The 14,025-nt window shown below is 44.8% G+C and carries 12 protein-coding genes and 1 rRNA gene; 9 read left to right on the top strand and 4 right to left on the bottom strand.

The genetic code is table 11. The annotated features are described in order from the left end of the window. The first annotated feature begins 48 nt into the window (after positions 1-48). The 3 genes from atpG to L5M10_RS08605 are packed head-to-tail and all read left to right on the top strand — an operon-like array spanning position 49 to position 2,801. Positions 49-909, top strand: a complete 861-nt coding sequence (gene atpG, locus L5M10_RS08615; RefSeq protein ID WP_006084762.1) for a F0F1 ATP synthase subunit gamma — start codon at positions 49-51, stop codon at positions 907-909. Positions 910-944: 35 nt separating this feature from the next. Next, positions 945-2,336: a F0F1 ATP synthase subunit beta gene (atpD, locus tag L5M10_RS08610; RefSeq protein ID WP_105250791.1), complete on the top strand. Its 1,392-nt coding sequence runs from the start codon at positions 945-947 to the stop codon at positions 2,334-2,336. Positions 2,337-2,372: 36 nt separating this feature from the next. Further along, positions 2,373-2,801: a F0F1 ATP synthase subunit epsilon gene (locus tag L5M10_RS08605; protein ID WP_105250790.1), complete on the top strand. Its 429-nt coding sequence runs from the start codon at positions 2,373-2,375 to the stop codon at positions 2,799-2,801. 48 nt (positions 2,802-2,849) lie between these two features. Here L5M10_RS08605 and L5M10_RS08600 read toward each other — a convergent pair whose 3' ends face one another. After that, positions 2,850-3,059, bottom strand: coding sequence for a hypothetical protein (locus L5M10_RS08600; RefSeq protein ID WP_263164836.1), 210 nt, complete (start codon positions 3,057-3,059; stop codon positions 2,850-2,852). Positions 3,060-3,262: 203 nt separating this feature from the next. Here L5M10_RS08600 and glmU point away from each other — a divergent pair, with 203 nt between their 5' ends. The 4 genes from glmU to glmS all read left to right on the top strand — a co-directional run bounded on the left by glmU (position 3,263) and on the right by glmS (position 9,870). Beyond that, positions 3,263-4,627 (top strand): bifunctional UDP-N-acetylglucosamine diphosphorylase/glucosamine-1-phosphate N-acetyltransferase GlmU, encoded by a 1,365-nt coding sequence (gene glmU, locus L5M10_RS08595; RefSeq protein ID WP_263196930.1) that lies wholly within the window; start codon positions 3,263-3,265, stop codon positions 4,625-4,627. A gap of 276 nt (positions 4,628-4,903) precedes the next feature. Continuing rightward, on the top strand, positions 4,904-7,024 hold the full coding sequence (locus L5M10_RS08590; RefSeq protein ID WP_263196929.1) for a TonB-dependent receptor: 2,121 nt from the start codon (positions 4,904-4,906) through the stop codon (positions 7,022-7,024). 201 nt (positions 7,025-7,225) lie between these two features. Beyond that, entirely contained in the window at positions 7,226-7,996 is a 771-nt protein-coding gene (locus L5M10_RS08585; protein ID WP_263255175.1) for a DeoR/GlpR family DNA-binding transcription regulator, read from the top strand. A 44-nt stretch (positions 7,997-8,040) separates the two neighbouring features. Continuing rightward, positions 8,041-9,870, top strand: coding sequence for a glutamine--fructose-6-phosphate transaminase (isomerizing) (gene glmS / locus L5M10_RS08580; protein WP_105250786.1), 1,830 nt, complete (start codon positions 8,041-8,043; stop codon positions 9,868-9,870). A 108-nt stretch (positions 9,871-9,978) separates the two neighbouring features. Here glmS and L5M10_RS08575 read toward each other — a convergent pair whose 3' ends face one another. The 3 genes from L5M10_RS08575 to L5M10_RS08565 all read right to left on the bottom strand — a co-directional run bounded on the left by L5M10_RS08575 (position 9,979) and on the right by L5M10_RS08565 (position 11,746). Next, positions 9,979-10,182, bottom strand: coding sequence for a DUF2061 domain-containing protein (locus L5M10_RS08575; RefSeq protein ID WP_006079349.1), 204 nt, complete (start codon positions 10,180-10,182; stop codon positions 9,979-9,981). A gap of 183 nt (positions 10,183-10,365) precedes the next feature. Next, positions 10,366-11,271 carry a 1,4-dihydroxy-2-naphthoyl-CoA synthase gene (locus tag L5M10_RS08570; RefSeq protein WP_198573704.1) on the bottom strand — a complete coding sequence of 302 codons (906 nt, stop codon included), beginning with the start codon at positions 11,269-11,271 and terminating at the stop codon, positions 10,366-10,368. A gap of 124 nt (positions 11,272-11,395) precedes the next feature. After that, positions 11,396-11,746: a hypothetical protein gene (locus L5M10_RS08565; protein WP_263196925.1), complete on the bottom strand. Its 351-nt coding sequence runs from the start codon at positions 11,744-11,746 to the stop codon at positions 11,396-11,398. 91 nt (positions 11,747-11,837) lie between these two features. On the opposite strand from L5M10_RS08565, the gene ccoG reads away from it, so the two are divergent. Then, positions 11,838-13,265 (top strand): cytochrome c oxidase accessory protein CcoG, encoded by a 1,428-nt coding sequence (ccoG, locus tag L5M10_RS08560; protein ID WP_263180487.1) that lies wholly within the window; start codon positions 11,838-11,840, stop codon positions 13,263-13,265. Positions 13,266-13,863: 598 nt separating this feature from the next. Beyond that, positions 13,864-14,025 (top strand): 16S ribosomal RNA (locus tag L5M10_RS08555); the annotation flags it as partial.

The raw sequence follows: 14,025 nt of genomic DNA, 5'->3' as shown, positions 1-14,025 counted from the left end.
ATGATAGAGGTGTCTTAAGACACCTCAGGTCCAGATTGGAGAGTAGAGATGGCCGGCGCTAAAGAGATTAAAACCAAGATCGCGAGTGTGAAAAACACTCAGAAGATCACGTCCGCCATGGAAATGGTGGCAGCCAGCAAAATGCGCAGAGCGCAGGAACGCATGGCTGCGAGCCGTCCATATGCGGAAAGCATGCGTAAGGTGATCGGTCACGTCGCGCAAGGTTCTCTCGAGTATAAACACCCCTATTTGGAGGTGAGAGAGGCTAAGCGGGTTGGTTACATTGTTGTAGCAACCGACCGTGGCCTTTGTGGTGGTCTGAACGTTAACCTTTTCAAAAAGGTTATTGCAGACGTGAAAAGCTGGAAAGCCCAAGGTGCAGAATTTGAATTTTGCCCTATCGGTGCACGTAGTGTGCAGTTTTTCAAAAACTTCGGTGGACAAGTGTCTGCTCACGCTTCAGGTTTAGGCGATGCTCCAAAGCTCGCTGACTTGATCGGGACAGTCGGTGTCATGCTAGAAGCTTACAACGAAGGCAAGCTGGATCGTCTGTACGTGGTATTTAACAAATTTGTGAATACTATGACGCAGACTCCTGTGATCGAGCAGCTGCTACCTTTGCCTAAATCAGAAGATGATGAAACTGCTCATCGTTGGGATTATATCTACGAGCCAGATCCAAAAGCACTTTTGGATACTTTATTGGTCCGTTATGTAGAATCTCAGGTTTACCAAGGTGTTGTTGAAAACATTGCCTCTGAACAAGCTGCCCGTATGGTGGCAATGAAGTCGGCAACAGACAACGCGGGTGAGCTTATCAACGACTTGCAACTGGTCTATAACAAGGCCCGTCAGGCTGCTATTACGCAGGAACTGTCGGAAATTGTTTCTGGTGCCTCTGCGGTTTAGGTTAGGTAACGAATACAAGTTTTAGAGGATTAATCATGAGCACAGGTACTGTTGTCCAAGTGATTGGCGCGGTTGTGGACGTAGAGTTCCCACAAGATGCCGTACCTCAAGTATATGACGCTCTGAAAATCGTAGGTGAAGGCCCGTGTAATGGTTTGGTGCTGGAAGTTCAGCAACAGCTAGGTGGTGGTGTAGTTCGTACCATCGCTATGGGTTCTTCTGACGGTCTGCGTCGTGGTCTTGAAGTAGTAAACTCAGGTTCACCTATTACTGTTCCAGTTGGTACCGCCACTCTTGGCCGTATCATGAACGTATTAGGCGAGCCTATTGATGAAGCGGGTCCAATCGGTGAAGAAGAGCGTTATGTTATTCACCGTACAGCTCCTTCATACGAAGATCAATCAAGCTCTACTGAACTGTTAGAGACTGGCATCAAGGTTATCGACCTTGTTTGTCCATTCGCTAAGGGCGGTAAAGTCGGTTTGTTCGGTGGTGCGGGTGTTGGTAAAACAGTTAACATGATGGAACTGATTAACAACATCGCTAAAGCCCACTCGGGTCTTTCTGTATTCGCCGGTGTAGGTGAACGTACTCGTGAAGGTAACGACTTCTACTACGAGATGAAAGATTCTGGCGTTCTCGACAAAGTGGCCATGGTTTATGGTCAGATGAACGAGCCTCCAGGTAACCGTTTGCGTGTTGCACTGTCTGGTCTGACTATGGCAGAGAAGTTCCGTGACGAAGGTCGTGACGTACTGTTGTTCGTTGACAACATCTATCGTTATACCTTAGCCGGTACTGAAGTATCTGCACTGTTAGGTCGTATGCCTTCTGCGGTAGGTTATCAACCAACATTGGCTGAAGAGATGGGCGTTCTGCAAGAGCGTATCACTTCAACTAAGACGGGTTCTATTACCTCTGTACAAGCGGTATACGTACCTGCGGATGACTTGACCGATCCGTCACCAGCAACAACCTTCGCTCACTTAGATGCGACTGTTGTACTGTCACGTCAAATTGCTTCTCTGGGTATTTACCCTGCGGTTGACCCATTGGATTCGACTTCACGTCAATTAGATCCATTGGTTGTTGGCCAAGAGCATTATGACGTTGCTAACGGCGTGCAAACTGTACTGCAACGTTACAAAGAGCTGAAAGACATTATTGCGATTCTGGGTATGGATGAATTGTCTGATGAAGACAAGACTGTCGTATTCCGTGCTCGTAAGATTGAGCGTTTCTTATCTCAGCCTTTCTTCGTAGCAGAAGTCTTTACTGGATCTCCTGGTAAGTACGTTTCTCTGAAAGACACTATCCGTGGCTTTAAGGGTATTTTGAACGGTGAGTTTGATCACCTGCCAGAACAAGCGTTCTACATGGTTGGCTCAATCGATGAAGTTATCGAGAAAGCGAACAAAAAGAAATAACTAGGTAGTAATACTTAGTTTTTTAAGGAGAACGGGATGGCAGCCATGACAGTACATCTTGATATTGTAAGCGCAGAGAGCAAAATCTTCTCTGGTCGCGTAGCTTCGCTGCAAGTGACTGGTTCTGAAGGTGAGTTGGGCATAATGCATGGCCACGCTCCTTTGCTTAGTTATATCAAACCTGGCATGGCGCGCATCGTCAAGCAAGACGGCAGTGAAGAAGTGTTTTACCTTTCAGGTGGTATTCTGGAAGTGCAGCCTTCTTCTGTCTCCGTATTGGCTGATGTGGTTATGCGTGCCAAAGATATTGATGAGCAAGCGGCATTAGAAGCTAAGCGTCGTGCAGAAGCCCATATGGCAACTGCTGGCGCTGACTTCAATTATGACGCGGCTATGGTTGAGTTAGCTAAGGCTATGGCTCAATTACGTGTTGTTGAAACCATCAAGAAAAACATTGCCAGATAAGGTTATTGTTTGTGAAAAAAGGCGACCATAGGGTCGCCTTTTTTGTGTCTAAAAATGGGATAGATTGGCATTCTTGCATGTCTTTGATTGATTAGCATCGCTATCTACTTCGCTTTTCGATGTGCTTTCCGTTAAAATTGCGCCACTAATACCAATCGTATTAAATATCTGTTCATTCAGCGGGAGTTCAACGCGCTTTAGACAAGGCGAAGGCTTGAAGGCATAGTGGTGCTCTGTCGAAAGCCTTGAACGCAGTATGAAGCGCGTTGAAACCCGCCCTTTGGGAGCCTCACAGGCATCCCACTCCCGTGTTGCATTGACTTAAAAGGGAATAACCATTTCTGCGTCAATGCGCCTTGGATTGAGATGCCTGTGAGGCTCTGAACTGATTAGATATTTAATGTGATTGGTATACGACCGTAATTTTTCACCCTCTTGGGTATTTGTTCAAGGATATGGTAATGGCATTAAATGTAGTGATCTTAGCGGCTGGCAAGGGAACACGGATGCGCTCTGATCTTCCTAAGGTATTACATCCCATCGCCCATAAGAGCATGGTGCAACATGTCATCGATACCGCTAATAAAGTTGGCAGTGACTCTATTCAGTTAGTCTATGGTTATGGCGCTGACAAGCTACAAGCCTGTTTGGGTGAGCAACAACTTAACTGGGTATTGCAAGCCGAGCAATTAGGCACAGGTCATGCGGTTGCACAGGCTAGCCCACATATCGCCGACAGCGATACAGTACTTATTCTTTATGGCGATGTGCCGTTGATCCAGACATCAACTCTCGAAGCCTTACTCGCCGCCCGTCCTGAAAATGGCGTTGCTATTTTAACAGTGAATTTAGCGAATCCTATGGGTTATGGCCGTATTGTCCGTGAGCAAGGAAAAGTCATTGGAATTATTGAGCAAAAAGATGCGACTGCAGAACAGTTGCTGATCAACGAAATTAACACCGGCATCATGGCGGTTCCGGGTAAACAACTTAAAACTTGGTTGAGCCGTTTATCGAACAATAATGCTCAAGGTGAATATTATCTAACGGATATTATTGCTATGGCGCACGCTGATGGCGTTGCTATTGATACTGCTCAGCCACAATCGGCCATTGAAGTGGAAGGCGCCAATAATCGCATGCAATTAGCGCAACTTGAACGTGCTTACCAAGCTCGTGAAGCCGAAAAGCTCATGTTGGCGGGGGCGAACCTTCGCGACCCAAGCCGTATCGATATCCGTGGTGAAGTCACTGTTGGTATGGATGTGATGATCGATATTAATGTGATATTCGAAGGCAAAGTGACCTTGGGTAATAATGTCACTATTGGCGCAGGCGCGATTTTAATTGATTGCGAGATTGCCGATGATGCTGAGATCAAGCCTTACTCTATTATAGAAGGTGCTACGCTTGGCGTTGCTGCCAGTGCCGGCCCATTTGCCCGTTTACGTCCCGGCGCAGAGCTTAAGCAAGATGCACATATAGGCAACTTTGTTGAAGTGAAAAAAGCGGTGATTGGCGTGGGATCAAAAGCAGGGCACTTAGCCTATTTAGGCGATGCCATCATTGGTGATGGCGTCAACATTGGTGCTGGTACTATTACCTGCAACTATGATGGCGCGAATAAGCATCTTACTGTTATCGAAGATAACGTCTTTGTCGGCTCTGACACTCAGTTGGTGGCTCCAGTGACCATAGGTAAAGGGGCAACTTTAGGGGCCGGTTCAACGATTACCCGTGATGTAGGTGAGAATGAGTTAGTGATCACTCGTGTTAAACAAAAACACCTCACTGGTTGGCAACGTCCAGTGAAAATTAAAAAGTAAGTTTTAAAACTCAACTTAATGTCAAAAAAGCGGCCATGTGCCGCTTTTATCTTTATTGTGTTCAATGTGTTGCACTAAAAAGCCATTTTATTAAGTAATGCTTAATAATTAAGATTTTCTTCATGTTTTTGTGGTATGGGCAAATTGTTGGTTTTTAAGTTAATTTGATCACTATCACACTCAATTGTAAATTTTAGTAAAGAAGAGAAAATAAAAACACTTCTCATTTATATTGCCTGCAATTCTAAGACGAAAGGTCTATTTGAGGTGTTGGCAATGGTATTTAAATATTCAGTTATAGGTTTAGCTGTAGGCTCGGCATTAATGGCTATGCCGGTTATTGCAGAAGTGGCGAGCGATAAAAATATTGAGCGCATCAATGTGACTGGCCGTACTTTTAACGACTATAAAGTCGGTAGTGCATCGGGTGCCATGCGTGGCGATATCGACTTAATGGATACTCCACAGTCAGTTAATGTTATCCCTGATTTTGTGACTGATGAACAGTTGGCAACCAATCTAGCGGAAGTATTAGTTAATGATTCGAGTGTGACAGCGGGAACCACACGCTGGAACCGTCAAGTCTTCAGTATCCGCGGCTTCGAGCTCGATTCGGGTAATGGTTATCTTATCAATGGCCATCAACAATGGTCTCACTACGTACAACCAATTGAAACTTTACAGCAAGTCGAAGTATTGAAAGGTCCTTCGAGCATGTTGTACGGCCAATCTGGCCCTGGTGGTTTAGTGAATATGGTCACTAAGAAACCGACCTATGATTCAATGCTCGATTTAGGTTTTGATACTGATGGTTTTGGTTCGACCCGTGCTCAGCTAGATGCGGGCGGCAGCTTAAATGATGCTCAGAGTCTTCGTTACCGCGGCGTGTTAGTGAAGCAAGACACAAAATACTGGCGTGAGTATTCCGCTAACGATGAGAACCAAGAGCGTGACCGTTGGTTGGGCTACTTAAACTTAGAATTTGATGTCAGTGATGATGTTCTGTTATCGGTTAAGTACGATCATACCCAAGATAAAGCGGGCATTGATGCGGGTGGGTGGTTAGATAAACAAGGTAATGTTATCGGCGAACGTAAAACCGTATGGGATGCACCTTGGGCCTTTACCGATAACACAGTCTCTAACTTAGGTGCCGATCTAACTTGGCAGATGAGTGATGATTGGAAAGTCAAAGTTGGTTATAACGATCAGCAGTTTAATCGCCAACGTTTAGACTCTGCGCCAAGCTTAAATAAAGGCTCTGAAGATCCATACAAAGATGGTTACACCATAAACCCGTTTGATCGTTATGACGATTGGCAGCATAAAACGGCCTATGTCGATTTCACGGGTGAATTTTCTTTGGCAGGAATGGAGCATCAATTCCTTATTGGAGCTAACTATTTAGACTATTTCTATCAGCAGCAAATTCAGAAAGGCAAAAGTCAGCCCGTAATTCCTGGACAACCAATTATTCAGCAAGATCTTGATTATCACCAAGGTAAGCTAAGCAACCCAAGCGAATACAAGTATTACGGTTTCTATTTACAGGATTTGATGACGCTTAATGAGCAATGGAAATTGCTTGCTGGTGTGCGTTACGACGAACAGAAGAAAGACGGAGAAGGTGAAAACAGCTATGCCGTGTCGCCTAAGTTTGGGGTAATTTACTCGCCAATGGCTAATGGTAGCATTTACGTTAATTATTCAAAAAGCTTTACACCACAAGGCTCGGTAACCAGTTCTGAAGATGTCAATCATGGAGATAACCTGAAACCTGAGTACGGTACTCAATATGAACTAGGGACTAAATGGGAGTTATTTAATGATAGCCTACTGCTAACAGCAGCCCTTTTTGATATTACGGTTTCTAATGTCACCACAGTACAAGACATCCCATTAACGAATGAAGGAGATAAAACGATCACTACCCAAGGTGGTGAGCAGCATCATCGCGGCTTTGAAGTTGGCGCCCAAGGCCAGTTAGGTGATAGCTGGTTTATGACTTCTTCTATGATGTATTTAGATGCTGAATATAATACCGGTGCAGGCAAAATCGGTGGCAAGAACTTAGATGGTAAAACTCCTATTGATGCACCTGAATGGTCGGCCAATATCTGGACCCGTTACGAAGTGACAGACAACTTTGCGATGAACTTTGGTGCTATTTATGTGGGTGAACGTTTTGCTGATGCTGATAACACCATCACCAAAGATGGTTACGTACGTTTTGATGTAGGTGCGGCTTACACTATGGATATCATGGGTAAAGATGTCAGCATACGTGCCAACGTCAGAAACCTCTTCGATACTGAATATTTAGACGGTGGCAGCGATAAGATGGTGACTATAGGTCAAGATCGTAACTTCAGTGTTGCTGTTGAAGCTAAGTTCTAAAATTCATAACGTTTTAAATCCATTAAAAGCAGTTCATCCCTAAAGGATAAACTGCTTTTTTATTGGTTGGTTTTTAAGTTCACAATTTTAAATTAATTAAAATGATTCGCGATCATGCGAAAGAGTGCTTCGTATGACTAGCAAAAAAGTTTCGTTTCACTATAATGCACCTTTCGAATCGAAACTTAACTGAAAGGTTTTATGAATAAACGAAACACACAGCAGCGTCGCCACAGCATAATCACCATATTGAACGAACAGGGTGAAGTGAGCGTTGATGAACTGTCGTTACGTTTTGAAACCTCAGAAGTGACGATTCGTAAGGATCTCGCCGCGCTTGAGAAAACGGGTTTATTATTGCGCCGTTACGGTGGCGCCGTGGCGATTCCAGACGAAGTCACTCAACTGTTCTCTGCCAAGATAGCGCCTAATAAACTTTCTATTGCGAAAACCGCCGCGCAGCTGATTAAAGATCACAATCGCATTATTATCGATAGTGGCACTACGACGTCAGGCTTGATTGAACAGCTGAACGATAAACGTGGGCTGGTAGTCATGACGAATGCCCTGCACCTTGCTAATGCCATCCATGAACTCGAAAACGAGCCCACCTTATTGATGACCGGTGGCACTTGGGACCCGCATTCTGAATCCTTTCAAGGTCAAGTCGCCGAGCAAGTGTTGCGTTCATATAATTTCGACCAACTGTTTATCGGTGCCGATGGTATCGATCTTGAACGCGGGACCACCACCTTTAACGAGTTAACAGGTCTAAGCAAAGTGATGGCCGAAGTTTCCCGCGAAGTGATCGTTATGGTCGATTCAGACAAAATTGGCAAGCGGATCCCTAACTTAGAGTTACCGTGGGCCAAGGTCAGTGTGTTGGTCACCGACTCACGTATCGACGAGAGTGCGCTCAAACAAATTTCAGATCAGGGCGTGCGAGTCATGCTAGCGCCCTATGCTCAATAGACAAAATTGCTTAACAACTTCATTTTAATTTATAGGTAAAGACTATGTGTGGAATCGTAGGCGCCGTGGCGCAAAGGGATGTGGCTGAAATTCTGGTAGAAGGCTTACGCCGTTTAGAATATCGCGGATATGACTCTGCAGGCGTTGCCGTTATTCACAATGGTGAACTCAACCGTACGCGCCGCGTTGGCAAAGTACAAGAGTTGTCGGCTGCGCTTGAAACTGACCCATTAGCAGGCGGAACCGGTATCGCGCACACTCGTTGGGCGACTCACGGTGAGCCGAGTGAGCGTAATGCTCATCCGCATTTATCGGAAGGTGATATTGCCGTGGTGCACAACGGTATTATCGAAAACCACAATAAACTGCGCGAAATGCTTAAAGGTTTAGGTTACAACTTTAGTTCAGATACCGATACCGAAGTGATTTGTCACTTAGTGCACCATGAGCTGAAAACCCATAACACTCTACTTGGTGCTGTACAAGCCACAGTTAAACAACTCGAAGGCGCCTATGGCACAGTCGTTATTGACCGTCGTGATAGTGAACGTATGGTTGTTGCTCGCTCTGGTAGTCCATTGGTGATTGGTTTTGGTCTAGGTGAAAACTTTGTCGCTTCAGATCAACTCGCCTTATTACCCGTCACTCGCTCATTTGCTTTCCTAGAAGAAGGTGATGTGGCCGAAGTGACCCGTCGCAGCGTGAGTATTTTCGACTTAAACGGTAATGCCGTTGAGCGTGAAGTCAAAGAATCTGAAATTACCCACGATGCCGGTGACAAAGGCGAATATCGCCACTATATGCTTAAAGAAATTTACGAGCAGCCATTGGCACTGACGCGCACAATTGAAGGTCGTATTGCTAATAAGCAAGTGCTAGACACGGCTTTTGGTGATAACGCTGCTGAGTTTTTAAAAGATATCAAACATGTGCAAATCATCGCCTGTGGTACTAGTTACCATGCGGGCATGGCGGCACGTTACTGGTTAGAAGATTGGGCTGGCGTGTCTTGTAACGTCGAAATTGCCTCTGAATTCCGTTATCGCAAGTCGCACTTATTCCCAAATAGCCTGTTGGTGACGATTTCACAATCGGGTGAAACTGCCGATACTTTAGCGGCCATGCGTTTAGCGAAAGAAATGGGTTACAAAGCCACGTTGACGATTTGTAATGCGCCAGGTTCATCACTGGTTCGCGAATCTGACATGGCTTACATGATGAAAGCGGGCGCCGAGATTGGTGTGGCATCGACTAAAGCTTTCACAGTACAACTTGCTGGCTTGTTAATGTTGACTGCGGTGATCGGTCGCCACAATGGTATGTCTGATCAAATGCAGGCTCAAATTACTCAAAGCCTACAATCTATGCCAGCAAAAGTGGAACAAGCTTTAGGTTTAGATGCTGCGATTGCTGAACTGGCTGAAGATTTTGCCGATAAACACCATGCGTTATTCCTTGGCCGTGGCGATCAATACCCGATTGCGATGGAAGGCGCGTTAAAGCTGAAAGAGATTTCTTATATTCATGCTGAAGCTTATGCCTCTGGCGAATTAAAACACGGCCCACTGGCGCTTATCGATGCCGATATGCCAGTGATTGTCGTTGCGCCAAACAATGAATTGCTCGAAAAACTGAAATCGAATGTTGAAGAAGTGCGTGCCCGTGGCGGCTTAATGTATGTGTTTGCCGATGTGGATGCCGAGTTTGAGTCGGATGACACGATGAAAGTGATCCCTGTGCCACACTGTGACATCTTTATGGCGCCACTGATCTACACTATTCCTTTACAGCTATTGTCGTACCATGTTGCATTAATCAAAGGTACTGATGTGGATCAACCACGTAACTTGGCAAAATCTGTAACAGTAGAATAAATAGAGATATTTAAATGAAAACCGCCTTTATTGGCGGTTTTTTCATTTAGATTCACGACAAAATGACAATTAACTTACAGCAATAGCAAATGCTGGTGGCTTAGCTTTCTATGCTGGAATGGCATCTAGCTCGTGCTGCTTTTTTGCCTCAATGCGTTTCCACACTTTGTCATGGAAGTAAAACACCACAGTGTTAATCGCAGGTTCAACTAAGGCCACTGCGCCACCGACGATCACACTGCCGGTTAATAAATAGGTTACGGTAAAAGCGACGCTAAAATGCAGTACGGCAAAAGTAAGTGTCTTAGTCATGATCTTGTCCTCTAAATGGGCTCCCAGCGGGAATACTTAGATGATAACAATTCTCATTAAAATTAAAAGCTGTGTTTTCAGATTAGTTTAAACGGTTTTATCTATTTATCCGTTGTAAAAAACATAAAGCCCTCACGATGGAGGGCTTTGAGCATTTAAACGTAAATTAATACGATTCTAAAATTAGTAGTGCCAAGGGAAGGCTGAAAAATCTTGATCGCGTTTTTCGAGGAAGGCATCGCGTCCTTCCTGTGCTTCGGCGCTCGCATAGGCTAAACGTGTCGCTTCACCGGCAAATAATTGCTGACCGACCATACCATCATCAGTCATGTTGAAGCCGTATTTAAGCATACGCATAGCCGTAGGTGATTTAGAGTTAATCTCTTTCGCCCACATTAATGCTTCGGTTTCTAGCTCTGCATGGGGAACGGATTTATTAACCATACCCATGTTGAAGGCTTCATCAGCGCTGTAGTTAAATCCGCAGAAGAAGATTTCGCGGGCACGTTTTTGACCTATCATCTTGGCGAGATAAGCACTGCCATAACCTGAGTCGAAGCTCGCAACATCGGGATCGGTTTGTTTAAATATTGCGTGTTCTTTCGAGGCTAAGGTTAAGTCGCACACTACGTGTAAACTATGGCCGCCACCCACCGCCCAGCCCGGCACAACGGCGATGACCACTTTAGGCATAAAGCGGATAAGGCGTTGTACTTCTAATATATGTAAGCGGCCCATTCTGGCTTGATCGGCTTTGCCTTCTTCAGCGCCTTCATATTTATAGCCATCTTTGCCGCGAATACGTTGATCGCCACCCGAACAGAACGCCCAGCCACCATCTTTTGCCGAAGGACCGTTACCCGTAAGCAGTACGCAACCTACATCAGACCATTGGCGTGCATGGTCGAGTGCGATAAATAACTCATCAACGGTTTTAGGTCGGAAGGCGTTGCGGCACTCTGGGCGATTAATGGCAATGCGTACTGTGCCGTGCGCTTTGGCTCTGTGGTAAGTAATATCGTCGAAATGAAATCCACTGACTTCATCCCATAAGGTGGGATCAAAAATATCTGATACTTGTTGGGTCATGATTCATAGGCCTTTATGCTGTAATGCCTCAAAGGCTAGGCGGAATCATATATAAGGTCAATCACCTAAATCTAAACCTTAGCGCTATATAGCAAAATCCCGTTTGCCTATGAGTCTGTAATGATTAAAGGTGATCACATAGATAAAGCTGATTATCTTTGCTAAACACTGGATGTTGAGGTGCCATAGTACCGCAATAGTTAGCCTTAAAGTCGGCAATAGACTCGGGAGTCATTGGAATTTGATTGAAGGCTTCGAGTTCTAATGTGGATAAACGTTCTATGATGTCGGTTCTTACCTTAGTCAGTTTATGGTCGATTTTAATAATTTTTGTTCCTGTCATAGAGTCAACTTTATTCTCTATTTCTTTGATCATAGCCTCAGTCTTTGCAATAGGAACATCTAATTTATCTGTTTCTGTGTATAAGTAATATAAAGCACCCGCGAGTAGCACCAATATGATCCAACCTTTCATCTTTTAGTCCAACATAAGTGAATAACCATTAAGAATATGGGTATAATAAGCTAGTTTTCGTCCAATATTAAAGCAGTAAAAGGCTGTAACGATGAACTCAGAATCTAATAACAAGGACTATTCGAAAACCAATCGAATTAAGATTCACCAGCCAGATGCGAGTAAAGCCGATCGCTTTAATCCTCGTAATCGGATTTATGTCCGAGCCATAGACGGTTTGTGGAGTAGCGTACGTCGCCGCATGGGCTGGATCGCCATGTTATTTTTCCTGCTTTTACCTTGGATCCCTTGGGGCGACCGTCAAGCCGTATGGTTTAACTTGGGCGAACAAAAGTTTCACGTCTTCGGTTTAACGATTTGGCCGCAGGATCTCACCTTGCTTGCAGCGTTGTTTATGATCGCTGCCTTCGCTCTGTTTTTTGTGACCACCTATCTTGGCCGTGTTTGGTGTGGATACACTTGCCCCCAAACAGTATGGACCTTTATGTTCATCTGGTTCGAGGAAAAACTTGAAGGCGCACGCAATAAACGCATTAAGTTAGATCAAATGCCATGGAGCTTTGACAAACTCTGGCGTAAAACGGCAAAACATACGGCCTGGCTATTGCTCTCACTGATGACGGCTATGACCTTTGTGTCCTATTTTGTGCCAAGTCGTGAAGTCTATGTCGACGTATTTACGCTTAATGCTTCTGGCGGTATCTACTTCTGGGTCGTGTTCTTTACACTTGCAACATACGGCAATGCGGGTTGGATGCGTGAAATCATGTGTATCCACATGTGCCCTTATGCTCGTTTCCAAGCGGCCATGTTCGATAAGAATACTTTTATCGTGGGTTACGATACTAAACGTGGTGAGACCCGTGGTCCGCGCTCACGCAAAGATGACCCTAAAGAGCTAGGGCTTGGTGACTGTATCGACTGTGACTTGTGTGTGCAGGTATGTCCTACGGGAATCGACATTCGTAATGGTCTGCAATATGAGTGTATTAACTGCGGCGCTTGTATCGATGCCTGCGATCAAACCATGGATCGTATGGGTTATGAGAAAGGGCTTATCAGTTATACCACCGAGAACAAGTTAGAAGGAATTAAGCAAAAAGTGCTGCGACCTAAACTTGTCGGTTATGGCGTGGTACTGGTAGCGATGATATTAGTCTTTATATACTCCAGTGCGACCATAGCGCCTGTGCGTATGGACATCATTCGTGACCGCAACCAGCTCTATAGAGAGAACAATCAAGGTTTGATTGAAAACACCTTCACCTTGAAGATTCTTAATAAGACAGAGCAATCCCACGAATACACTATGAGTGTCGAAGGATTAGACAACTATAAATGGTACGGTCCAACTTCGGTCACTATTGCGGGTGGTGAAGTGTTAACTCTCCCTATTAGTGTGGGTATCGATCCGGTTGAGCTGTCTCGTTCAGTTACTAATATCGAGATAAAAGTGAAAACTCATATCGACGGTGAAGAAGTCGAAGTTGAGCAAGAATCTCGTTTCTTTAGTCCATAGATAACAGTATTTATGATGATCTAGCTGAGCGTGACTCATATAGATTGCCAGACTTAATCGAGATAAAGGGGCTTTTTAGCCCCTTTTTTATACGTATCGTTTGATAAGTAAACGTCTAAACCATTAATCGTTATTTTCCTACAAAAAGCCCTTGCACAAAATCTCCTGCTCCCTATAATGCGCATCCACTGACACGGCAGACAGCGAAAGCCAGCTGACGAGTTAAGTTGAATTGAGTCGCTTTTAAGCACTTAATTCAAGCGCAGCAAGAAGTTGTAAAATACTCCTTGACGCGAAACGGGAAATGCGTAGAATACGCAGCCCTAGCCAACTGGAAGCGTTCGRCGCTCAGTGTGGTACTCAAGTTCTCTTACGAATATTGAGTTGCTCTTTAACAAGATAAAACAAGAAATCTGTGTGGACACTCACAGGTGTTGAGTTAATCGAAACTGCTTAACCTTCGGGTTGGCAGTCAAAAATTTAAATCAATGTAACAATGAGTGTTCATAGYAATATGTACAGTTTGTTTCTTTAGTTAGAAACAAAAAATCAGAATTCATTGAGCCGCTGAAGTCGCAAGACGGAAGCAACAAAACTTTAATTGAAGAGTTTGATCATGGCTCAGATTGAACGCTGGCGGCAGGCCTAACACATGCAAGTCGAGCGGCAGCGCAAGGGAGTTTACTCCTGAGGCGGCGAGCGGCGGACGGGTGAGTAATGCCTAGGGATCTGCCCAGTCGAGGGGGATAACAGTTGGAAA

Source organism: Shewanella sp. SM32, assembly GCF_025654235.1.
In the GTDB taxonomy this organism is placed as follows: Bacteria; Pseudomonadota; Gammaproteobacteria; order Enterobacterales; family Shewanellaceae; genus Shewanella; species Shewanella oncorhynchi.
This window is presented reverse-complemented; position numbering and strand designations above follow the sequence as displayed.

Excerpts from the sequence above, each read along its gene's own strand:
- glmU (WP_263196930.1), top strand. The coding sequence starts at position 3,263 with ATGGCATTAAATGTAGTGATCTTAGCGGCTGGCAAGGGAACACGGATG.
- ccoG (WP_263180487.1), top strand. The coding sequence starts at position 11,838 with ATGAACTCAGAATCTAATAACAAGGACTATTCGAAAACCAATCGAATT.
- L5M10_RS08585 (WP_263255175.1), top strand. The coding sequence starts at position 7,226 with ATGAATAAACGAAACACACAGCAGCGTCGCCACAGCATAATCACCATA.
- L5M10_RS08570 (WP_198573704.1), bottom strand. The coding sequence starts at position 11,271 with ATGACCCAACAAGTATCAGATATTTTTGATCCCACCTTATGGGATGAA.
- L5M10_RS08605 (WP_105250790.1), top strand. The coding sequence starts at position 2,373 with ATGGCAGCCATGACAGTACATCTTGATATTGTAAGCGCAGAGAGCAAA.
- L5M10_RS08565 (WP_263196925.1), bottom strand. The coding sequence starts at position 11,746 with ATGAAAGGTTGGATCATATTGGTGCTACTCGCGGGTGCTTTATATTAC.
- atpD (WP_105250791.1), top strand. The coding sequence starts at position 945 with ATGAGCACAGGTACTGTTGTCCAAGTGATTGGCGCGGTTGTGGACGTA.
- L5M10_RS08575 (WP_006079349.1), bottom strand. The coding sequence starts at position 10,182 with ATGACTAAGACACTTACTTTTGCCGTACTGCATTTTAGCGTCGCTTTT.
- glmS (WP_105250786.1), top strand. The coding sequence starts at position 8,041 with ATGTGTGGAATCGTAGGCGCCGTGGCGCAAAGGGATGTGGCTGAAATT.
- atpG (WP_006084762.1), top strand. The coding sequence starts at position 49 with ATGGCCGGCGCTAAAGAGATTAAAACCAAGATCGCGAGTGTGAAAAAC.
- L5M10_RS08590 (WP_263196929.1), top strand. The coding sequence starts at position 4,904 with ATGGTATTTAAATATTCAGTTATAGGTTTAGCTGTAGGCTCGGCATTA.